Source organism: Leisingera sp. JC1 (assembly GCF_001679925.1).
GTDB lineage: Bacteria > Pseudomonadota > Alphaproteobacteria > Rhodobacterales > Rhodobacteraceae > Leisingera.
Genome location: NZ_LYUZ01000092.1, coordinates 199,808 through 221,458, shown reverse-complemented (window position 1 = coordinate 221,458; position 21,651 = coordinate 199,808). Strand labels below are relative to the sequence as shown.

Here is a 21,651-nt window from a genome sequence, read left to right as displayed (position 1 = left end):
TTCACTCTGGTGTCGTTTCTCCTATATAGCCCCGGTATGCCAATCCCCGGCGCGTAAGGAAACCCCATGACTCTTGGTTCGAAAATCGCGTGGGACGACACCGTCCTGCCCTTCCAGCTTGATGCATCCGACATGCGCGGCCGCGTGGCGCGTCTTGACGGTGTTCTGGACGGTATCCTGAAGCAACATGATTACCCGCCTGTAGTCGAGGCGCTTGTTGCTGAGATGGCGCTTTTGACGGCATTGATCGGTCAGACGATTTCCCTGCGCTGGAAGTTGTCGCTGCAGGTGCAGTCCAAAGGGGCGGTGCGGATGATCGCAACTGACTACTATGCGCCGCAAAAGGAAGGCGAGATCGGTCAGATCCGCGCCTATGCCAGCTTTGACCGTGACAGGCTGACGGACAGCGGGCCTTTTGAACAGGTGGGTGAAGGCTATTTCGCTATTCTGATCGATCAGGGAAATGGTACCCAGCCTTATCAGGGTATCACGCCGCTGTCCGGCGGGTCTCTTAGTGCTTGTGCCGAGGCATATTTTGCACAGTCAGAACAGCTGCCGACCATGTTCAAGCTCAGCTTTGGAAAATCGGTAGAACCGGGCGTCTCTGAGCATTGGCGCGCAGGCGGTGTTATGCTGCAGAGCATGCCCAAGGCGTCTCCCTTTGCCGCGCAGGGCGAAGGGTCCGGAGAGGTTCTTCAAGCAAGTGACCTGGTTTCCGGGGACGAGGAAGAGAATTGGAACCGTGCCACAACGCTGCTGAGTACGGTGGAAGAGCTCGAGCTGATCGGCCCGTCGGTAACCCCCACTGATTTGCTGGTCCGATTGTTTCACGAGGAACAACCGCGGGTCTATGACACCCAGCCGGTGCGTTTTGGCTGCACCTGTTCCGAAGATCGGGTGCGGCAAAGCCTGTCAATATACTCGGCGAAGGACATCGAGAAGATGACCACGGATGATGGCCGGGTGACTGCCGACTGTCAGTTCTGCGGCGCGCATTACGATCTGGATCCAGTAAGTGTGGGATTTGACGCGGAAAACCCGCCAAGTGAGTGACCCGGCCCAGGATCTGATTGACCGGATTACCGCTGCTCTGAATGGAAAGGGTGGCGGCTCGTCTGATTTTGACTTGAACCCTGAAACTGTACTGCAGGAGGGGCGCAAGCTGCGCCCGGCCGGTGTGCTGGTACCGGTCACTATTGCTACAGGCACGCCGCGGCTGATCCTGACGAAACGCTCCTCAGCACTCAAGCATCATCCGGGTCAGATTGCCTTTCCCGGCGGTAAAGTGGATGCGGGCGACACAGACGCCTGCGGTGCTGCGCTGCGGGAGGCTTGGGAAGAGATTGGCCTGCCGCAAAACCTTCCTCAGGTCATTGGCTGTTTGCCAGAGCATGAAACAGTGACCGGTTTCTGCGTGACACCTGTGGTTGCCCTGATCCGGGACTGGTTTGAAGTGCGCCCTGAAACCGGCGAAGTGGCAGAGGTGTTTTCGGTTCCGCTGGAACATGTTTTGGAACCGGATAACTACATCATCGAATCCCGCCGCTGGCGCGGGACCCGTCGCCGCTATTATACCGTTCCGTATGGGCCCTATTACATTTGGGGGGCCACCGCACGTATGCTGCGCGGCTTTGCGGCCCGAATGGAGGGGGAATGCGGCTAGATCAGCCATGGTTGAAGAACCCGGCAACTCAGGCGGTGTGCCAAGCCGTCGCGGCCGATGGCGCGCAGGTGCTGTTTGTTGGCGGCTGTGTGCGCAATGCGCTGCTGGGTGAATCGGTTTCCGATATGGACCTTGCCACAGACGCGCGGCCGGAGCAGGTGATGGAGCTTGCCGCCCTGGCTGGGATAAAGGCGGTGCCGACCGGAATAGACCATGGCACGGTAACGCTGGTCCGGAACGGCATCCCGCATGAGATCACCACCTTTCGTAAGGATGTGGCCACTGATGGCCGCCGGGCTGTGGTGGCGTTTTCCAACGACATTGAAGAGGATGCCCGCCGTCGCGACTTCACCATGAACGCGATCTATGCACGCCCGGATGGCGAAGTCGTGGATCCGCTGGGCGGTCTGGCGGATCTCACCAGGCGCCGGGTGCGGTTTATCGGGACCGCGGAAAACCGGATCCGGGAGGATTACCTACGCAGCCTTCGGTACTTCCGCTTTCATGCCTGGTTCGGCGACAAGGCAGAGGGGTTTGACGCGGATGCGCTGGCGGCGATTGCGGCCAATTTGGACGGGCTGGCCGCCTTGTCCAGGGAGCGGGTTGGGGCTGAATTGCTAAAGCTGCTGGCAGCGCCCGATCCGGCTCCGTCGGTTGCGGCGATGCGGCAGTCTGGTGTTCTGGCTAACATCTTACCCGGGGCAGATGACCGCGCTTTGGCGCCGCTTATCCATCTTGAGGCTGGGAAAATGCCTTCTGGTATCCGCCGCCTAGCGGCGCTGGGCGGAGAAGGTCTGCAGGCGGCATTGCGGCTTAGCAAATCCCAGGCCTCATACCTGGCAGCAATACGGGAGGCTGCCGCTGGTACCGCTGGTGCAAGTGAGCTGGGGTACCGGATGGGCGCGGAAAAGGCGCTGGATTCGCTGCTGCTTCGCGCTGCTTTTCTGGAACAGCCGCTTTCTTCCGAGTTAGAGATGGATATCGCGCTGGGCGCTAGTGCGACGTTCCCGGTAAAGGCACGGGACCTTCTGCCGGATCTGAAAGGGCCGCATCTGGGAGCAACCTTAAAGGAACTCGAGGCGGCTTGGATTGCTTCGGGCTTTCGCCTCAGCAGGGAACAGTTGCTGAAATCTGTCCGCTGACAAGTGATGTCAGCAGCGTCACAACCTTGGGGGGTGACAAGACAGGAAATCTTGCGTACCCATAAGGCAGCCACCACATGACGGAGGAATGCTGATGTATTACGGGATCTGGTTTCTCTAACGCCTGAGACCTTGCCCCGTGCGACGTGGGAGCCTTGGGCGGCCCGCTGTCTTCATCTGTATTCCGATATGCTCGAACCTCTGGAGCACCCGCATGTTTCGCTTTTTTGAAAACCTTATTGACCCCTATTGTGCCTACCCGGAAACCAACACACCGCCGACGCGGCTGTGGCCTTTCCTGCGCGACTATTCCAAACCTTTCAAAAAGATCTTTTTATTGACAGCGCTGATGTCGGTGATTGTCGCCGCAATAGAGGTCGGGCTGATCTACTATATGGGCCGGGTAGTGGACATCATGTCCGGCACGCCTGAGCAGGTCTGGGGGGATTACGGTACTGAACTGATCCTGGTCGCCCTGTTCATCTTGCTGCTGCGGCCGCTGATCCAGTTTCTGGATGTTGTGCTGCTGAACAACGCCATTCTGCCGAACTACGGCACATTGATCCGCTGGCGGGCGCACAAGCACGTGCTGCGCCAGTCGGTGGGCTGGTTCGAGAATGATTTTGCCGGCCGGATTGCCAACCGGATCATGCAAACCCCGCCTGCCGCGGGGGAGGTGATCTTTCAGGTTTTTGACGCGATCACCTTTTCGCTGGCCTATCTGGCCGGGGCGGCGGTTTTGCTGTGGATCGCGGACGTGCGGCTGATGCTGCCGCTGGCGGTGTGGTTTGCGCTTTATGCGATGCTTGTGATGTGGACCGTCAAACGGGTTGGCCCTGCCAGCCAGGCGTCTTCCGATGCGCGTTCCACCGTGACGGGGCGTGTTGTCGACAGCTATTCGAACATTCACTCAGTCAAAATGTTTGCCCATCACGACAGGGAACTGACCTATGCGCGGGATGCGATCGAGAACACCCGCAAGACGTTTCAGACAGAGATGCGGATCTTTACCATCATGGACGCCACGCTGGTCACGCTGAACGGGCTGCTGATTGTCGGCGTGGTGGGCTGGGCAGTGATGCTTTGGATGCAGGGCTCCGCTTCGGTCGGGCTGGTCGCCGCGGCAACAGCACTGACTTTGCGTCTGAACGCAATGACGGGCTGGATCATGTGGGCGCTGACGTCCTTCTTCCGCCAGTTGGGCGTTGTGGCCGAAGGGATGGAAACCATCGCGCAGCCGATCGATCTGGTGGATGCGGCCAATGCGGAACCGCTGCAGCTGACAAAGGGAGAAATCGAACTGCGAAATCTCTCGCACCATTACGGGCGCGAGGCTGGCGGGCTGGACAAGATCAGCCTCACCATCCAGCCCGGAGAGAAGATTGGGCTGATCGGGCGCTCAGGTGCCGGCAAATCGACCTTGGTGAAATTGCTCTTGCGGTTCTATGATGCTGAGCGCGGACAGATCCTGATCGACGGTCAGGATATCCGTTGTGTCACTCAGGATAGCTTGCGCAGCTGTATTGGCATGGTGCAGCAAGATAGTGCGCTGATGCACCGGTCGGTGCGGGACAACCTGCTGTATGGACGTCCTGATGCGAGTGAGGATCAGATGATTGCGGCGGCCAAACAGGCGCAGGCGCATGAGTTCATTCTGGATCTGGAGGATCCGCAGGGGCGCCAGGGGTATGACGCCCATGTGGGGGAGCGCGGCGTGAAACTGTCCGGAGGGCAGCGGCAGCGGGTGACCTTGGCGCGGGTGATCCTGAAGGACGCGCCGATCCTGGTACTGGATGAGGCCACCTCAGCGCTGGATTCCGAAGTGGAAGCGGCAATTCAAGAAACCCTTTACGGTATGATGCAAGGCAAGACGGTGATCGCCATTGCACATAGGCTGTCCACCATCGCGCAAATGGACCGTATCCTGGTGATGGATCAGGGCCGAATAGTAGAAGAGGGTTCGCATGAAGCGCTATTGCAGGCACAGGGGATTTATGCGCAGCTCTGGGCGCGCCAGTCTGGCGGCTTCCTGAATATTGAGGCAGCAGAATGAACGTTGGCAACCTGATCGATGCTTTCCGCCCCGCCGACGGGCCGCCGCCGCGCAGGCTGGGGGCCTTCCTGCGCTGGTGCTTGTCAGGCGCTTGGCCGATGCTGCTTATGGCTGCTGGGTTTTCGGCGCTGGCCGGCGGAATGGAGGCTGGAACGGCATTTATCCTGGGAATGGTCATCGACACAGCACTTGCCAGCGGGCCGCAGCAGTTTTTCTCCGCTGGGAATGTTGCCGTTATTTCCCTGGCTCTGGGCTTCTTCCTGTTTGTGCGCCCGGTGCTGTTTGGCCTGTCGGCCGCATCAAATGCGATCATTGTGCAACCGAATGTGAACCCGCTGGTTCTATCGCGTCTGAACCGATGGACACTTGGCCAGTCGGTGCGGTTCTTTGACGATGATTTTGCTGGACGTATCGCCCAGAAACAGATGCAGACAGCAACCGCAGTCACGTCGGTCGCTACAGAAATGATCAATGTTGTGGCCTTTGCGTTGGCCTCCCTCGCTGGGTCGTTGGCCTTGTTAGGCTCTATTGACTGGCGCATCACAGGTGTGTTTCTGGCTTGGCTTGCGGCCTATTTCGCGCTGATCCGCTGGTTCTTGCCGCGTATCCGCAAACGGTCCGGCGCACGGGCTGGGGCGCGGGCGATGGTCACCGGCCAAGTTGTCGACTCGATCACCAACATCAAGACAGTGAAGCTGTTTGCCCATGCTGACCATGAGGAGCGTACCGCCCAGGATGCGATGGTGCATTTTCGCGAAAAGTCGCTGCACTTCGGTTACCTCTCCGCCAGCTTCCGCTTTTGTCTCATGTGCCTCGCAGGTATTTTGCCTGTTTTGCTGATCGGTGCGACGCTGTTTCTTTGGCAGTCAGGGACAGCAACGGAAGGTGACATCGTGGCAGCCGGTGCTGTTTCAATCCGGATTGCGCAAATGACGGGCTGGGTCAGTTTCACACTGATGGCGATTTATTCCAACGTTGGTGAAATCGAAAACGGCATGAAGACCTTGTCTGTCCGTGACAGGGTGGAGGATGTGCCTAGTGCAAAACCGCTGGTGGTCGGCAACGGCGGAATTGTTTTTGATCAGGTGGAGTTTGCCTATGGACGCGATGTCGGCGGGGTGCAGGGGATCGACCTGACAATACACCCGGGCGAAAAGCTGGGCATTGTCGGAGCCTCAGGGGCGGGAAAGTCGACGCTCGTTTCGCTCTTGCTCAGGCTCTATGATGAAGAAAAAGGCCGCATATTTATTGATGGGCAGGAGATATCGGAAGTCACGCAGAACTCTTTGCGCAGTCAGATCGGTATGGTCACGCAGGAGACTGCCATGTTTAACCGGTCTGCACGTGAAAACATCCTGTACGGCCGGCCGGACGCCTCAGAGGCTGATCTGATTGCCGCGGCCAGGAAAGCTGAGGCGCATGAGTTCATCACCGAACTCGAGGACGGTCAGGGGCGCACAGGCTATGATGCGCACCTTGGCGAACGGGGTGTGAAGCTTTCTGGCGGACAGCGGCAGCGGATAGCCTTGGCCCGAGCGATTCTGAAGGACGCGCCGATCCTGGTACTGGATGAGGCAACCTCGGCACTGGATTCTGAGGTTGAAGCATCGATCCAGACTGCGTTGCACCGGGTGATGGAAGGCAAAACGGTTCTCGCCATTGCGCACCGTCTGTCGACGCTGAGCGAAATGGACCGGATTGTCGTGATGGAGAAAGGCAGGATTGCAGAAAACGGCAGCCATCAGGAGCTGCTGACGAAAGGCGGTCTTTACGCTTCTTTCTGGGCGCGCCAATCCGGCGGCTTTATCTGCACGGATGATGAACAAACAGCTGCAGCTGAGTAATCATTCCGGCGCATTTTGCTTTTGCTGGCAGGAACGGCGGGGTAATGAGCGCCCATGACTGACGCAGCCAGAACCACAGTAATGATCAGCCGGCTGGGCCATCAGGGCGATGGCGTGGCCGACGGTCCCCTGTTTGCTCCACGGACCCTCCCGGGCGAGCTTGTCACCGGTATCGCGGAGGGCAGCCGCCTGACACAGGTCCGAATTGAAACTCCGTCTGAACACCGGGTGCAGCCGCCCTGCCGCCATTACAAGGCTTGCGGCGGATGTCAGCTTCAGCACGCCAGCGACGTCTTTGTGGAAAAGTGGAAAACGAATGTGGTCCGCAATGCGCTGGCCGCGCAAGGCCTTGAGACGGAGTTCCGCCCGATTCTGACCTCGCCGCCCCGGTCCCGCCGCCGCGCGACGCTGGCAGTGCGGCGCACCAAGAAGGGGGCGATGGCCGGTTTTCACGGTCAGGCATCTGACGTGATTACCGAGATCCCGGACTGCCAGCTTTTGGATCCAGAACTGCTGGCGGCCATTCCGGTGGCGGAGGCGCTGGCTTTGGCAGGTGCCAGCCGGAAAGCGCCGCTGTCAGTTGCAGTGACCGCTTTGGACGCCGGGCTGGATATACTGGTCAAAAACGGCAAGCCGCTGGATGGGTCGTTGCGCATCGAATTGGCGCAACTGGCGGAAAAGCACCGGATTGCCAGGTTGACTTGGGATGACGAGCCCGTTGCGATGGAGCAGCCGCCTGTACAGCCTTTTGGAGCGGCGCAAGTTTGCCCGCCCCCTGGAGCATTCTTGCAGGCAACCCGCGAAGGCGAGGCCGCGTTGCTGGCCGCAGTTCTCGAGATCACCAAGGGCGCCAAACGGATCGTTGATCTGTTTGCCGGTTGTGGCACCTTCTCGCTGCCTCTGGCGCAATTTGCCGAAGTGCATGCGGTTGAAGGTGAGGGGGAAATGGTGAAGGCCTTGGACGACGGCTGGCGCAAGGCAAAGGGGCTGAAGAAAGTAGCCACCGAAGTCCGCGACCTGTTTCGCAATCCCATGTTGCCTGAGGACCTCAACCCGTTTGGCGCGGCATTTGAAGCGGCGGTGATCGATCCGCCCCGGGCTGGCGCAGAGGCGCAGGTCGCCCAGCTGACTAAGGCGCGCACGCCGGTGATCGCCTATGTGTCTTGTAACCCAGTCAGCTTTGCCCGCGATGCCAAGGCGTTGGTTGAGGCAGGCTACTCACTGGACTGGGTTCAGGTTGTTGACCAGTTCCGCTGGTCAGCCCATACCGAGCTGGCTGCAAAATTCACCCTGAAAGACTAAGATGACGGATATTCAAGTGATGACACCGACCCGCCGCATGGAAGCCATTCTGGATAGCAGCCGTTTCGGCCGCTTCATCACCGCCGTCATTTTGATCAATGCGGTTACCTTGGGCCTTGAGACGTCCCCGCCTGTGATGGCTAAGCTGGGCGGGCTTATCCATTTGATCGACAAAATCTGCTTGTCGATCTTTGTTGTTGAGATCCTGGCCAAGCTGCTGGTGCGGCGGCTGCGGTTTTTCCTGAGCGGCTGGAATGTTTTTGATTTTGTGATTGTCGGCATTGCTCTTGCGCCCGGTACTCAGGGGCTGTCGGTCCTGCGGGCGCTGCGTATCCTGCGGGTGTTGCGGGTGATCTCTGTTGCGCCGCGGCTGCGCCGGGTCGTCGAGGGGTTTATTACCGCACTGCCTGGGATGGGATCGGTGTTTCTGCTGATGGCGATCATCTTCTACATTGGCTCTGTTATCGCAACCAAGCTGTTCGGTCAGGATTTTCCGGAATGGTTCGGAAATCTCGGCCTCAGCGCCTATTCGTTGTTCCAGATTATGACACTGGAAAGCTGGTCGATGGGAATCGTGCGTCCGGTGATGGAAGTGCATCCGCATGCTTGGGCTTTCTTCGTGCCGTTCATCATGGTCACGACATTTGCAGTGGTGAACCTCCTGGTCGGCCTGATTGTGAACTCGATGCAGGACGCCCACGGTGAGGAAGAAGGTGAGCGCACAGATGCTTACCGGGATGAGGTGCTGAGCCGGCTGGAGGCAATTGAGCAAAAGCTAACCAATCAGCCGGTTCAGGACAGGAAATTGTGAATTTCCTTAACAGCATTTTCGCGTTAAAGCCTGAATAGAGGCACAAGAAAAATACAGGCTGGGACAATGAACAGAAGGGCATTTGGCATTAGTGCCGCCGCGAGCCTTGCGCTGGCCGGCTGCAGCACCACCGGTGGCTCAGTGAGCAGGTTCAAATCTTATGACGGTCCGCAGGTCACTTCGATCGTGATCAATAAAGGCGCGCGTAAGCTGTACCTGATGCACAACGACGAAATTTTGCGGGAATACAAGGTTGATCTGGGATTTGCCCCGCTCGGACCCAAACGGTTTGAGGGTGATGGCAAAACACCTGAGGGCACTTATTTGGTCAACCGGCGCAATCCGAACAGCCGTTACCATCTGTCGGTTGGCATTTCGTATCCAAACAATCAGGATCGCGCCATTGCGCAGGCCAACGGTAAGCGGCCAGGCGGGGAAATCTTCATCCACGGTCAGCCAAACAACCCCAAGGAGCGCAAGCGCGCAGCCCGGGTTGATGACTGGACAGCTGGCTGTATCGCTGTGACCAACGAGGAAATCGAAGAGATCTATGCGATGGTGCAGGACGGCACAACTATCGCACTGCGGCCCTGATTTAAGGAAACTGCCTAAACAAAAAGGTCCGGCGCGTCAGCGTCGGACCTTTTTGTTTGGAACCGTATTAATTCTAAGCGCAGTGGGTTAGCTGCCCATCACCAAGGTCCACCAGATCTTGCCGTTCGGTTCCTGGAACCAGGAAAAGCCCATGTTTCTAGCCTTGGGATCCAGAATCACCGCACGGGTGGCCGGTTTTTCCAGCCAGGCAGTCAAGGTTTGCTGCTCATTCTCGTAGGTTTCAGAGATGTTTTCACCCAGCAATGTGCCGGCGTAGCCCGCGCGGGCAACCCGGTCCAGCGGCGACGATCCGTCAGACCCGAAATGCCAGGGCCGGTTCTGCACAGACATATCGCGGGAGTGAGTCGCAGCAGCAGCGGTAAGCTCGGCGTTCAGCTGAACCGCCTGCGCACCGGCAGCCTGGCGCAGCGCATTGACCGAGTCGAGCATTCGCAGCTGCACCTTGTCTGCGTTCCTGATGCGGTAGGATCCGCCGGATTCTGATGACGGTGTACAGGCCGCCGCCAGAGTTAGAATTGCAGCAGCCATCAGCAGAAAAACGCGATTCATTATGCTCTCTCGCTCTATCAGTCGCTGATGCATTTATCCTTCCTGTGGCAGCTGTGCAAACGGGCCGGCAAAATTATGCAGACTTGGCCGCCGGATTGATTTGCGACTGCGGCTTTCCGGCCATAAAATGCTTCAATCTAGGATACTGAAAGCGCAAGTTGGAAGATGTGATGTCCCGAAAACCATTTGAAATCTTCAGCCGGAGGCAGTTCCTCGCCGGAAGTGCTGCCTTGATCTCCTCTTCGGCGCTGGCGCAAGAGGACCCTGACAACGTTGAGCAGGCTTTTGATCCCTTGCGTCCGCCGCCAGAGCCGGAACCGCCGGTACAGCGCAACATTTCGGCTTTCCGGGCAAAATCCTGGCGGCCCTATTTCGATAATTTGCGCAACGGAGCGATTCTGGTCGATATCGACAGCCGGGCGCTGCACTATTGGTCCGCGGACGAAAACACCTACAAGCTGTTCCCGTCATCGGTTCCGCTTTCAGACGATCTGACACGCCGCGGCCGCACTCAGGTTGTGCGCAAGGTGGAGGGACCAAGCTGGGCGCCAACACCCAATATGCGCAAGCGAAACCCGGAATGGCCTGCCTACATTCCACCGGGCCCGGATAATCCGCTGGGTACCCATGCGCTGTACCTGGGGTGGAAGTATTATCGGATCCACGGAACCCACGATACGCGCAAGATCGGGCGCAAGTCGTCGAATGGATGCATCGGGCTCTACAATGAGCATATCGCCGAGCTGTTCAGCCTGGCAAAAGTCGGCACCCAGGTGTTGCTTATTTGACGACACGCGGCGGGGCGCTAAGCTGTTAACTATAACAAGCAATTGCAATCCCGCGTTTTTGCTGGTTAGAAAAAAATACGAGGTAAGTCTTGGGTGCGCGGTTCAGATGTTTGATCCGCGCAAATTCTGGAGGTTAACATGAAAAAACTCGTTATCGCTGCTGCGCTGACCGCTGCTGCTTCCACCGCCACTGCTGGCAACCTGTCCGAGCCGGTTGTTGAACCGCCGGTCATCGTGGAAGAAGCACAGGGCTCTTCCAGCGGCATCCTGCTGCCGCTGCTGCTGCTGGTTCTGGTCGGCGCAGCTGTTGCATCGAACTAATTTCGATACACGGTTACAGAAAAGGCGGTGGTTCCCCACCGCCTTTTTTGTCGCTTGAACCAAAGGCGGGAGGTGTGTCAGGCCGCCTCCACCTCCTGCAGAATGCTATCCAAGGTTTTGACGATCATGTCAGTATCGTCTGAATCGATGGTCAGCGGCGGCCGGATTTTCAGGATATTGTCCTTGGGGCCTTCGCTTCCAATCAGGATCCGGTGATCCCGCATCCGGTTTTTGACATAGGAACAGATCTCTGTGGCTTGGGAGCCGTCCGGGTTGATAAGCTCCAGTCCAAGGAACAGGCCCAAGCCGCGGACGTCGCCGACGCAGGCATATTTCTGTTCCAGAGCTTTCAGGCCTTCAATCAGTTGCTCGCCCTGAATACGGGCGTTTTCCTGCAGACCCTCTTCATCGACGATATCCAGGACCTCTTTTCCAATCCGGCAAGAGAGTGTCGAGCCGCCGAAGGTGGAAAAGAACTCAATCCCGTTGTCAAAGCTTTCTGCAATTGCCTTGGTCGTCACAAGAACGCCTAAAGGATGGCCGTTGCCGATTGGCTTGCCCAGAACAACAATGTCCGGCAGGGCGTCCTGATGTTCGAAACCAAAATAGCAGTCGCCAAGCCGCCCCAGTCCGGTTTGCACTTCATCTGCAATGCAAACACCGCCCGCATTGCGGATTTTTTCATAAACCGCGGGTAAATACCCTTTGGGGGGAATGATTTGCCCGCCAACTGACGGAAAGGTTTCCGCGATGAAACCGGCCACACCGTGGCCCTTTTCCTGAAGGCGATCGATCGCTGCATCTACAAAACCGGCGTATTTTTGCGCCCGGTCCGGATCATCTCGGCGGAAAGAGCCGCGGTAATCATCGGCAACTTCAATTAGCTCTACCCAGTCAGCCTGTCCTATACCGCCGGGTTTGTTGAATTTGTAGGCAGAGATGCTGATCGCACCGGTGGTGTTGCCGTGATAGCCGTGATCTGGCGTCACCATGCCTTTGGCGCCAGTGTGTGCCCGCGCGAGGCGCAAGGCCAGCTCGTTTGCCTCTGTCCCCGAGTTGACAAAGAAGCAGACCTCGAAGTGATCGGGCAGCTTGGACAGTACTTTGCCGGCAAAGGCGGTTTGTGCCGGATGCAGGTAACGGGTGTTGGAGTTCATCCGTTTCAACTGATCCGCAGCAACGGCCTGGATGCGCGGGTGGGCGTGTCCCACATGCGGCACGTTGTTGTAGGCATCCAGATATGGCCGCCCCCATTCGTCAAACAGGTGGTGCTTCCAGCCGCGAACCAGCATCACCGGGTCACTGTAAGTCAGGCTCAGGTTGCCGCCGAAATGCGCGCGGCGTCCTGCTAGAACGCTGTCCTTGCTGGTCGGCTTATAATGGACCTTCTCATTCGGCAGATTGAGCAACGCCGCAGGGTTGGGGCACAGTGCGCGCCAAAGATACATCTCGTCCGGATCACCGACACCGGGCCAGTCGGTTTCGATCCCATCGGTGGTCAGCGCCAGCTGGAAATGAACATGCGGTGCCCATCCGCCATTTTGGCTGGGATCGCCAAGACGGCAGAATTCTTCTCCCTTTTTGACAATATCACCCGGCTTCAAACGGTCCAGAAATTCAGGATCCAGATGGCCGTATAAAGTGAAGAAGGAATCGCCCTCGGGTGTTTCATGACGCAGAATGATCACCCCGCCGTAGTCCAGGTGCCCGCTACGGTATTCAGCGACAACCACTTCACCTCGCAGCGGTGCAAACATCGCAGTCCCGGCCCGCGCGAAAGCGTCTACTGCCAGATGAACCGTGCGTCTGTTGCTGGCTTTCCATGGTCCCTTTCTGAAGGCTGCATCCGTGTAAATCAGCCTGGGCTCATGGTAGTAGCCCAGCCAGATCTGGCCGCGGTCTTCGAACTCGGCGCCGACCTGGGCTGCCTCTTCCAGAGGCATGTGGAAGGGATTCTGCGGCCAAGTTGATTGTTCCACCGACAGCGATCCCATCGGAGCTTCTGCTAGGTCTTCTCCCATGAGGGATGCGAAATTGCCGCGTTCCTGTTCAATCCATGCCATGATGCGGTCTGCTCCATCGACCACGGGCAGGCCAGAGGCCGCGCGCAGCCGGGCATTCAGCAATCCTCCATGCAGTGTATTGCCCTCAAGGAACCGCCAGGCTGGCGCTTGTGAAACGGTCACATAAGGATCATCCGGGTTCTCCGCGGCCATGAGGGTAGAGTTCACCACGCTCACTGCAAGCCGCATCCGCAGAAGCGGCCAGACCATGTCTACTTCGGCGGCGGTCAGCGGGCAGGCCTCGTGATACCCGGCAACCAGCGATGCAAGGGCTGTTTCCGGTGCCGGGTGATCCAGAACGATGTAGGCCGCGGCAATTGCCAGATCGCAAACGCGCGGTGCCGCGCACATATCGCCCAGGTCGATCAGCCCGGATACATGCCGAGGTGCGTTCAATTCACCAGCCACCATGATGTTGTAATCATTCGCATCGTTGTGGATGGCTTGTTTGGGGAGCTTCGCCAATACAGGCTCTAACTTAGCAAACTCCGTAGAAATGTCGTCCAGGATGGCAAGGCGCTCTGGGGGGGTAATGCATGAAAGCTTTTCAGTGACCCATCCCGCTCGCATCAGGTCCCATTTGAAATCGCGTTCAAGACCTTCGTGGCGGAAGTCTGCCAGCGCCTTGGCCGCACCGCCCAAGACCCTGCCGACCTCTTGGATCAGCGCATTGCTTTTCGGCTCTGCTTTGGCATAACAACGCCCCGGCAATTGGTTCAGGAGCCAAACCAGGCGGTACTGGCCGCTTTCATCCGGCAGGGTGAGAAGTGACTGTCCGGAAGGCGATGCAATGACCCGCGGGCAGGGCAGGGCAGGCTGGCGTTCCGCGATATGCTCGAAGGCCTTCACTTGCATGTCGACCAGCCATTCGTCGCAACCGGGACGCATAGCTTTAAGGATATAACCTTGGCCGTCTTGTCCTTTGGCCAGGAAATTCAGGTCGTACTCGCCGTCCAGGCGGGTCAGTTCCGCTTCAATGCCCCAATGCTCCCGGAGGGCTTTGGCCCAGTGCGCAAGCGTCATCCAATATCTCCCCGTTTTCCGGCTGGCCCGGAAATTGAATATTGGATACTTTCTGGACCGAGGCGGCCGGTTAGTCCAGCCAGCCTTTCAGGTTTTCCCCGATGACACCGGCCAGTGCCGCAACGTGATCGTCATCGTCATTGAGGCACGGAATATAGAGGAAATCCTCGCCGCCGGCGTGTTCAAAGCTCTCGCGGATCTCTTCGTTGATCTCTTCGAGTGTCTCGATGCAGTCGGCAGAGAAGGCTGGCGCAATCACCGCGATGTTCTTCTTTCCTTCCTTGGCCAGTGTGGCGACATGGTCCACCGTATAGGGTTTCAGCCACTCCTCAGGTCCGAATACCGACTGGAAAGTGGTGGTGATCTGGGTGTCGTCCCACCCCAGCCGCTCCTTCAGCAGCCGAGTAGTTTTCTGGCACTGGCAGTGATACGGGTCCCCCTGCATCAGATACCGCTTTGGCATCCCATGATAGGAAACCACCAGAATATCCGGGCGTTTCCCGGTTTTGTCATAAGCGTCTTCCACCGAGCGCGCCAAAGCGTCTATATAGGCGGGCTGATCGAAATAAGGTGCGATTGTGCGCGCGGCAGGCTGCCAAGGCTCCTCCATTAGTGCACGGAAAAACTGATCGTTTGCGGTGCCCGATGTTGCGCCTGCGTACTGCGGGTAGAGCGGGACAAACAGGATCTTCTGACAGCCTGCCTCAACCATCTGCCGCACCTTGGATTTGGTGGAGGGGTTGCCGTAGCGCATGCAGAAATCGATCATAACCTGGTCGCCGTAACGCGCCTTCATCACCTCTGCTATCTTGGTGGTCTGGTCCTTGGTAATGGTCATCAGCGGGCTTTCGCCCTTGTCGTGATTCCAGATCGATTTGTAGGCGGCTCCTGAAGAGAACGGGCGTTTCGTCAGGATGATCAGCTGCAAAAGCGGCTGCCATTTCCAGGACGGATAGTCGATGACCCGCTTGTCGGAGAGGAACTCACTTAGATACCGGCGCATCGGCCAGTAGGAATAATCATCCGGGGTGCCGAGGTTGGCCAGCAGGATTCCGACCTTTTCCGCCGGGATCTTGGGATGATCGGCTGGGGCGTGGGCAGGGCATTGGGCGGTCCGGGCGGCGTCCAGCATGGGCAGGTCCTGTGCGGCTGAGATTTTTGTTGGCGGATAATTACTGTGTTTACGTGCGGAAGGCCAATTGGATCACATTGGCGCAGCAATAGCTAAAACTAATCAAGGTCACAGCTTTGATTCGGGCACCTTGAGCGCGTCGGCCAATCGCATCTGGGCTGAACCAGGACGCAGCGGTTTCTGCTGGCTGTCCGAAGGCGACCAGCCAGTCAGACAGACCAGTTCGAACGTCGCGGGCAAGCGGCCGTTGGTGTTGGCGAAATGCTCCCGGTAGATGTGATCAGCCAGCTGGAAGAGCGCGCGCGGCGCCGGGCGCCTCAGGCGCTGTGCAAGAACGTTGGTTTCACCCATGCCGCGAAGGTCATGAATAAGGTGGGTCAGGTCGCGGTATTCGGCAGTAAGAGGCACAAGGTCAGCAACCGGCAGGGCAAAGCCTGCACGTTGCAGCAGACCACCCAGATCACGGATTTCCCCCATCGGCGCTATGCGCGGTGAAAGGCCGCCCAGCACAACAGTCTCGGCTTCAGCCATGGCAGCGCGCAGTTCGTGCAGGGTCTGGCCGCCCAGCAGGATGACCAGCAGCAGCCCGTCCTCCTTCAAGGCGCGGCGGCATTGGATCAGCTGTCCGACCGGATCGTTTGCCCAATGCAGGCACATGGCGTGGATCACCACATCGTGTGCGCCGGCTTCCAGATCCAGCATATCCTCATCCGCGACAATTTTCGCCTCAGGTTCAAACCCCTCCCAGACCTCGGGGAATGGGCAGACAACAGCGGGGGCTGTAAAGGTTCTGTTAACCAAGCTCAGGCGATCCTCAGCCTCGTCCCGTGCCATGTGGTGCAGGAACAGTGCATCCTGTTGCCGGCGTGAACGATGGGCTTCAAGGGCGCGACGGTCGAAAAGCTGCAAGGGTGCTTGTGTCATGGGGGCTATTTAGATGCTGACAGCCCGGATTCAAACTGCTGTTTCACTGATTTATCCATCCCAGTGCCTGGGCTGCGGCGGGCTGGTTGGCAGTGACTTCGGACTGTGTGCAGCTTGCTGGGCTGACACGCATTTCATCAGTGGAACAGTTTGCGAAGGCTGCGGTGCTCCGCTGCCAGGTGAAGCGGACGGGTTCCGTTTGGAATGCGACAGTTGCCTGCGCCACCCAAGACCCTGGAGCCAGGGGCGGTCTGCACTTCTGTATGAGGGGCAGGGGCGCAAACTGGTGCTGGCCCTGAAGCATGGCGATCGCACGGAAATTGCCGGCCCTGCAGCAAGCTGGCTGCACAGGGCAGCAGAACCTTTGCTGGATGGCGGTCCGCTGATTTGCCCGGTGCCTCTGCATTGGACCAGGCTGCTGAAGCGAAAGTACAATCAATCCGCATTGCTGGCCGCTGCCTTGGCGTATCGTGGTGGATGGGAGCACTGTCCGGATTTGCTGAGACGTGAGAGGCGAACAGCCTCGCTGGAGGGGAAAACCCGGGAGCAGCGTTACCGGCTTTTGGGTTCATCCATTGGTGTTCGGCGAAACAGAAAAAACAGGGTCAAAGGGCGGACTGTGCTGATTGTTGACGATGTAATGACCTCAGGCGCCACCCTCAGTGCCTGCACCGATGCCTGCTTGCAGGCGGGTGCGGACGAAGTGCGTGTGGCAGTTCTGGCCCGGGTCACGCAAGCGTGAGGCTGACCCGGAACCACTGGCAATTGTTGCAATGAATGCCCAATTCCTCCACAACCTTCGAAACCTGAACATGGGGTCCTGAATGAAACCGGTTGAAATTTACACCTCGCCGCTGTGCGGCTTCTGTCATGCAGCCAAACGGTTGCTGAACCAGAAAGGTGTATGCTTTGCGGAAATCAATGTGATGGCACAGCCGGACCGCAAGGCAGAAATGATCCAGCGCGCCAATGGCGGCCGCACGGTGCCGCAGATCTTTATCGGCGATACACATGTCGGCGGTTGTGACGACCTCTATGCACTTGAGCAAGCGGGCAAGCTAGACCCGCTGCTGGCGGCCTAAGACCGGAGACCGGACATGCGCGCAGCTCTGCTTCAAATGACGTCCACAGACGCTCCGGCTGAAAATCTGGAGACAGTGAAGACGATGATGGCAGAGGCTGTGCGCGGCGGAGCAGGTTTTGTTCTGACGCCGGAAGTCACCAATTGCCTGTCAGGCAGCCGGACACATCAGAACAGCGTGCTGTGCCACGAGGAGGGCGACCCGACTCTGGCGGCCTTGCAGGAAGAGGCTGCCAGGCATGGTATCTGGCTTCTGCTTGGGTCATTGGGGATCAAAACCCATGACGACGACGGCCGTTTTGCCAACCGCCAGTTCCTGATCTCGCCTGACGGTGAAATCAAGGCGCGCTATGACAAGATCCACATGTTCGATGTGGAGGTCACGCCGGAGGAGACTTACCGGGAATCCGATGGCTACCGCCCCGGCAGCAAGGCTGTGGTGGCCGAAACACCGTTTGCGAAGATCGGAATGACCATTTGTTACGATGTTCGCTTTCCGCGTTTGCACCGGGCTCTTGCGAAGAACGGTGCGCAGATTATCACGGTGCCTGCTGCATTTTCCTACGTGACTGGCGCTGCGCATTGGCACTCACTGCTGCGCGCCCGCGCCATTGAAACCGGCTGTTTTGTGCTGGCGCCTGCGCAAACCGGTAAGCATCCGGCGTCCCGTGGCCACAGCCGCCGAACCTATGGCCATTCCCTGGCTGTTGCTCCCTGGGGCGAGGTTCTGGCAGACGCAGGACAGGAACCTGGCGTGACTTACGTTGATCTCGACATGGAAAAAGTGGCAGAAGCACGCAAGCGCGTGCCTTCCCTGACCCACGACCGGGAGTTTGACGGACCCTGATGGACGAGACCCATTCTCTGGCAGTATCGCTGTTCAGCGAAATTCTGATGGCTGACCAGCTGGCCCGGTCACGTCTCAGCAAAGTGCTGCCCAAGGGGATGGAGCTGTCGCATTTTTCCGTATTGAACCATCTTGCTCGTGCAGGGCTTGAACGGTCGCCAGCGCAGCTGGCCAAGGCATTCCATGTCACCCGCGGAGCGATGACCAACACGCTGAACAAGCTGGAAGTGGCAGGCTACATACATGTCCGCCCCGATTGGGATGACGCCCGGCGCAAGATGGTGGCCATCAGCCCTGCGGGAAAACAAGCCCGTGACGCTGCACTTGCAGGAATTATTCCCGTGATTTCTGAAGTTGTGGGGGAGCTGGGCAGTGACCGGGTCCGGGCTACATTGCCAATCTTGCGAGAGCTGCGCGGCAAGCTTGAAGAGAGCGGTTGAAAGTTTGGCGCCCTTTAAAGTGTTGATTTAATAGATTAAAAAAGACGCCTGCAAGCAAGCGTCTTTTTCCCCATCAGTCCCCATCAATCCGTGAGTGGCGGTTCCGGTTACCTTTGGGTGGACCCACCAACGTTAAAGCGGCAAGCAATCACTCGGTTACGGAGCTTGCGCCCCAGCAAAGAGACGAAAATATTCCATTTCCGCTATTTGACGATAGCAAGCGTCAGTCAGCGGCTAAAGTGTTCATAAGGATTACCACCTATCCATTTGGATAGGCGCCGCAGGAAATGGCTGGCGAAGGGGTCGTCAGCCAGGCTTCACGCTGGCGGTCACATAGTTGACAGACAGATCCCGCTCCGAGATTGACCAGTTCCAGGTGATTGGGTTGAACACGAAACCTTTGCGGTCCACTGGTTTCAGTCCGGCTTGCCGCAGCAATTCGAACAGTTCGTCTGGGGTGATGAATTTCGACCAATCATGGGTGCCTCGCGGCAGCCAGCGCATGATCACTTCTGCCCCGACAATTGCCATGGCAAAGCTCTTGGGGTTGCGGTTGATGGTTGAGCAGATTTCCAGGCCCCCGGGATTGAGTAGCTGCTGAGTTGCCGTAAGGTAACTGAGCGGATCAGCGACATGCTCCACAACTTCCATATTCAGCACAACGTCGAACTGCTCGCCTGCATCGGCCAACGCTTCTGCGGTGGAGTGGCGGTAATCGATTTCCAACCCGGATTGTTCGGCGTGAATGCGCGCAACCGGCAGGTTGCCTTCAGCAGCATCGGCACCAACCACTGTCGCGCCCAACCGAGCCATCGGTTCGCTCAGCAATCCGCCGCCGCAGCCAATGTCCAGCAGCCGCAGCCCTTCGAAAGGGCGCTGTGACGTCAGGTCGCGTCCAAACTCACCGGAGATCTGGCTTGTGATATAGTCCAGGCGGCACGGGTTCAGCATATGCAGGGGCTTGAACTTGCCGTTCGGGTCCCACCACTCCGCCGCCATCGCTTCGAATTTGGCGATTTCCGCAGGGTCGACCGTGGATTGAGGCGCTTGCATTCCTGTCTCCGTGTGCTCTTTTGTAGTCTGACGTTTCACTAAGGTCAGTAATGGATAGATACCCGGACCAAAAGCGCGCTGTGCATTATCTTTACCCGCCGGTCGAACCATTTGACCAGCGCATGATCGACGCAGGCCAGGGCCACCGAATTTACGCGGAGCAAAGCGGCAATCCGAATGGTATTCCGGTAATTGTCTGCCATGGCGGCCCCGGCGGGGGCAGCAGCCCGGCGATGCGGCGTTACTTCGATCCGCATATCTTTCGAATCATCCTGTTCGACCAGCGCGGATGCGGCCGGTCGCGCCCGTATGCCTCCTGCGAGAATAACACCACCTGGCACCTGGTGGCAGATATGGAGTTGATTCGAACACAGCTCGGTATCGAGTCTTGGATCTTGTTCGGCGGCAGCTGGGGCGCGACCCTTGCACTTATCTATGCGCAAGCTCATCCGGAACGTGTGCAGCAGATCATCTTGCGCGGTGTCTTCCTGATGACCAAAGCAGAGCTGGATTGGTTCTACGGCGGTGGTGCAGGGAAGTTCTGGCCGGAGACCTGGGCAAAGTTTGTTTCCTTGATTCCGGATGCGGAGCGAAACGATATGATTGCCGCATATAAAAAGCGGCTGTTTTCGGGCAAGCTTGAAGAAGAGGTGCGATACGGCCGGGCCTGGTCTGCCTGGGAAAACGCGTTGGCCTCCGTCCATTCAAATGGCCAAAGCGGTGAAAGCCCTAGGGATTATGCACGTGCCTTTGCGCGGTTGGAGAACCACTACTTCAGCAATGGCGGATTCCTTGACTACGATGGTCAGATCCTTGCCAATATGGGCCGGATTTCGCACGTGCCCGGTGTAATCGTGCAGGGCCGCTACGACATGATCTGCCCGCCATCCTCTGCCTGGCGCCTGAAGGAGCTGTGGCCAAATGCGGAGTTGAAGATGGTGCGTAACGCTGGCCATGCATTGTCAGAACCGGGAATCAGTGCAGAACTGGTCCGGGCAATGGACCGGATCGCAGGAGAGCTTGTGCCATGACGCGCATCGACCGCCGCGCGCTGTTCACCTCAGGTGCTGCTGCTGCCTTGCTGGCGGCGGCTGGCGGGTCGGTCAATGCATCACCCAAGGCTGGCGGTGTCTTGCGCCTGGCGGTTCCGCGCGAGCACGGGATGCTGGAACAGGCCGCCCGCGGCGCGGTTTATGACACGCTGACGGAAATTGCGCCTGACGGTCTGCTGCGTGGTGAACTTGCAAACAATTGGCAGTCCGCACCGGATGCGCGCGCTTGGACCTTTGATTTGCGCGACGGCGTAACTTTTCACGATGGCACTCAGTTAACTGCGGAGGATGCCGCGGCCTCTTTGAATGCGCTGGGCGTGGCCGGGGCTGATCTTCGGGCCGCCACCGCGTTGCACAGCCATCAGCTGCTGCTCGAACTGGAAGCGCCGAATCCTCATCTGCCGTATTTGCTGGCCGGAGCGGACCATCTGATCGCCCCGCGGGGTGAACTGTCAGCCCCTCTTGCAAAGGCGGTTGGAACAGGCTGCTATCGCGTTGAGCGTGCTCAGGAGGACCGCCACTTCCGCGCATCGAAGGTGGCAGGGCATTACAAGGCCGGCACAGCGGGCTGGGCCGAGACGGTGGAAATTATTGTGATTCCGGATGCCTCAGTCCGGGCTGAGGCACTGCGCGACGGCTATGTCGATGTGGCTGCGCTACCTGATCCCCGCGGCCTGCTGAAGCGCGGTGAATTCCTGTATCACCCGTCGTCCAAAGATATGGCGCTGGCCGCCCGCCACGATGTCGGCATCCCGCGTAAGGTAGGCCAGCGTGCACCGCTGGATGACGGCCGCATCGCGGAACGGTGGTGGCGGCTGTAAGGCCGTCCGGAGGCTCGCCACAACACAAGCCTTGCAGTTTTCCCCAATCCCCCCTATATGCCTTTGACAACAGCGGCGCGTTGAACCTCTGGCTCAAGGCTCCACCGGGAATTTCGACGGGCCGCGC

The 21,651-nt window shown here is 58.4% G+C and carries 21 protein-coding genes; 16 read left to right on the top strand and 5 right to left on the bottom strand.

Annotated elements, in window-relative coordinates:
• Positions 1 to 66 precede the first annotated feature (66 nt).
• The 8 genes from hslO (at position 67) to A9D60_RS13755 (ending at position 9,409) form a co-directional block, all read left to right on the top strand.
• Complete coding sequence (hslO, locus tag A9D60_RS13790) at positions 67 to 1,053, top strand: Hsp33 family molecular chaperone HslO (RefSeq protein WP_065268127.1); 987 nt, start codon at positions 67 to 69, stop codon at positions 1,051 to 1,053.
• Positions 1,046 to 1,663, top strand: a complete 618-nt coding sequence (locus tag A9D60_RS13785; RefSeq protein WP_065268126.1) for a CoA pyrophosphatase — start codon at positions 1,046 to 1,048, stop codon at positions 1,661 to 1,663. The genes hslO and A9D60_RS13785 overlap by 8 nt, the downstream gene beginning before the upstream one ends.
• Positions 1,654 to 2,805, top strand: a complete 1,152-nt coding sequence (locus tag A9D60_RS13780) for a CCA tRNA nucleotidyltransferase (RefSeq protein ID WP_065268125.1) — start codon at positions 1,654 to 1,656, stop codon at positions 2,803 to 2,805. Before A9D60_RS13785 ends, A9D60_RS13780 begins: the two co-directional genes overlap by 10 nt.
• 214 nt (positions 2,806 to 3,019) lie before the next feature.
• Complete coding sequence (locus tag A9D60_RS13775; protein ID WP_065268124.1) at positions 3,020 to 4,858, top strand: ABC transporter ATP-binding protein; 1,839 nt, start codon at positions 3,020 to 3,022, stop codon at positions 4,856 to 4,858.
• The gene (locus tag A9D60_RS13770) at positions 4,855 to 6,702 is read left to right on the top strand and encodes an ABC transporter ATP-binding protein (protein ID WP_065268123.1); all 1,848 of its coding nucleotides are present in this window, start codon (positions 4,855 to 4,857) and stop codon (positions 6,700 to 6,702) included. Before A9D60_RS13775 ends, A9D60_RS13770 begins: the two co-directional genes overlap by 4 nt.
• 54 nt (positions 6,703 to 6,756) lie before the next feature.
• Positions 6,757 to 8,004, top strand: coding sequence for a class I SAM-dependent RNA methyltransferase (locus A9D60_RS13765; RefSeq protein WP_065268122.1), 1,248 nt, complete (start codon positions 6,757 to 6,759; stop codon positions 8,002 to 8,004).
• Between the two features lies 1 nt (position 8,005).
• Positions 8,006 to 8,815 (top strand): ion transporter, encoded by an 810-nt coding sequence (locus tag A9D60_RS13760; RefSeq protein WP_065268121.1) that lies wholly within the window; start codon positions 8,006 to 8,008, stop codon positions 8,813 to 8,815.
• A gap of 66 nt (positions 8,816 to 8,881) precedes the next feature.
• Positions 8,882 to 9,409, top strand: a complete 528-nt coding sequence (locus tag A9D60_RS13755) for a L,D-transpeptidase family protein (RefSeq protein ID WP_065268120.1) — start codon at positions 8,882 to 8,884, stop codon at positions 9,407 to 9,409.
• 87 nt (positions 9,410 to 9,496) lie between these two features.
• Here the strand turns inward: A9D60_RS13755 and A9D60_RS13750 are convergent, their stop codons facing one another.
• On the bottom strand, positions 9,497 to 9,979 hold the full coding sequence (locus A9D60_RS13750) for a CAP domain-containing protein (protein ID WP_065268119.1): 483 nt from the start codon (positions 9,977 to 9,979) through the stop codon (positions 9,497 to 9,499).
• A 170-nt stretch (positions 9,980 to 10,149) separates the two neighbouring features.
• On the opposite strand from A9D60_RS13750, the gene A9D60_RS13745 reads away from it, so the two are divergent.
• Together A9D60_RS13745 and A9D60_RS13740 are read left to right on the top strand one after the other, a co-directional pair.
• The gene (locus A9D60_RS13745; protein WP_065268118.1) at positions 10,150 to 10,767 is read left to right on the top strand and encodes a L,D-transpeptidase; all 618 of its coding nucleotides are present in this window, start codon (positions 10,150 to 10,152) and stop codon (positions 10,765 to 10,767) included.
• A gap of 138 nt (positions 10,768 to 10,905) precedes the next feature.
• Positions 10,906 to 11,088, top strand: a complete 183-nt coding sequence (locus A9D60_RS13740) for a hypothetical protein (protein ID WP_024092111.1) — start codon at positions 10,906 to 10,908, stop codon at positions 11,086 to 11,088.
• Positions 11,089 to 11,165: 77 nt separating this feature from the next.
• Here the strand turns inward: A9D60_RS13740 and A9D60_RS13735 are convergent, their stop codons facing one another.
• The 3 genes from A9D60_RS13735 to A9D60_RS13725 all read right to left on the bottom strand — a co-directional run bounded on the left by A9D60_RS13735 (position 11,166) and on the right by A9D60_RS13725 (position 16,230).
• A complete protein-coding gene (locus A9D60_RS13735) occupies positions 11,166 to 14,174 on the bottom strand; it encodes an aminotransferase class III-fold pyridoxal phosphate-dependent enzyme (RefSeq protein ID WP_065268117.1) in 3,009 nt (1,002 codons plus the stop codon).
• Positions 14,175 to 14,244: 70 nt separating this feature from the next.
• Positions 14,245 to 15,306, bottom strand: a complete 1,062-nt coding sequence (hemH, locus tag A9D60_RS13730) for a ferrochelatase (RefSeq protein ID WP_065268116.1) — start codon at positions 15,304 to 15,306, stop codon at positions 14,245 to 14,247.
• A 108-nt stretch (positions 15,307 to 15,414) separates the two neighbouring features.
• Positions 15,415 to 16,230 (bottom strand): methyltransferase domain-containing protein, encoded by an 816-nt coding sequence (locus tag A9D60_RS13725; protein WP_065268115.1) that lies wholly within the window; start codon positions 16,228 to 16,230, stop codon positions 15,415 to 15,417.
• Positions 16,231 to 16,243: 13 nt separating this feature from the next.
• Between A9D60_RS13725 and A9D60_RS13720 the strand changes: the two genes are divergently transcribed.
• From A9D60_RS13720 to A9D60_RS13705, 4 genes are all read left to right on the top strand, one after another.
• A complete protein-coding gene (locus A9D60_RS13720; RefSeq protein ID WP_065268114.1) occupies positions 16,244 to 16,972 on the top strand; it encodes a ComF family protein in 729 nt (242 codons plus the stop codon).
• An 82-nt stretch (positions 16,973 to 17,054) separates the two neighbouring features.
• On the top strand, positions 17,055 to 17,312 hold the full coding sequence (grxC, locus tag A9D60_RS13715) for a glutaredoxin 3 (protein ID WP_065268113.1): 258 nt from the start codon (positions 17,055 to 17,057) through the stop codon (positions 17,310 to 17,312).
• Between the two features lie 15 nt (positions 17,313 to 17,327).
• The gene (locus A9D60_RS13710) at positions 17,328 to 18,158 is read left to right on the top strand and encodes a carbon-nitrogen hydrolase family protein (RefSeq protein ID WP_065268112.1); all 831 of its coding nucleotides are present in this window, start codon (positions 17,328 to 17,330) and stop codon (positions 18,156 to 18,158) included.
• Positions 18,158 to 18,598 (top strand): MarR family winged helix-turn-helix transcriptional regulator, encoded by a 441-nt coding sequence (locus tag A9D60_RS13705; RefSeq protein WP_019295272.1) that lies wholly within the window; start codon positions 18,158 to 18,160, stop codon positions 18,596 to 18,598. Before A9D60_RS13710 ends, A9D60_RS13705 begins: the two co-directional genes overlap by 1 nt.
• A 306-nt stretch (positions 18,599 to 18,904) precedes the next feature.
• Here the strand turns inward: A9D60_RS13705 and ubiG are convergent, their stop codons facing one another.
• Complete coding sequence (gene ubiG / locus A9D60_RS13700; RefSeq protein ID WP_065268111.1) at positions 18,905 to 19,651, bottom strand: bifunctional 2-polyprenyl-6-hydroxyphenol methylase/3-demethylubiquinol 3-O-methyltransferase UbiG; 747 nt, start codon at positions 19,649 to 19,651, stop codon at positions 18,905 to 18,907.
• Between the two features lie 50 nt (positions 19,652 to 19,701).
• Here ubiG and pip point away from each other — a divergent pair, with 50 nt between their 5' ends.
• Complete coding sequence (pip, locus tag A9D60_RS13695) at positions 19,702 to 20,682, top strand: prolyl aminopeptidase (RefSeq protein WP_065268110.1); 981 nt, start codon at positions 19,702 to 19,704, stop codon at positions 20,680 to 20,682.
• Positions 20,679 to 21,524: an ABC transporter substrate-binding protein gene (locus A9D60_RS13690; RefSeq protein WP_065268109.1), complete on the top strand. Its 846-nt coding sequence runs from the start codon at positions 20,679 to 20,681 to the stop codon at positions 21,522 to 21,524. The genes pip and A9D60_RS13690 overlap by 4 nt, the downstream gene beginning before the upstream one ends.
• Positions 21,525 to 21,651: the final 127 nt, after the last annotated feature.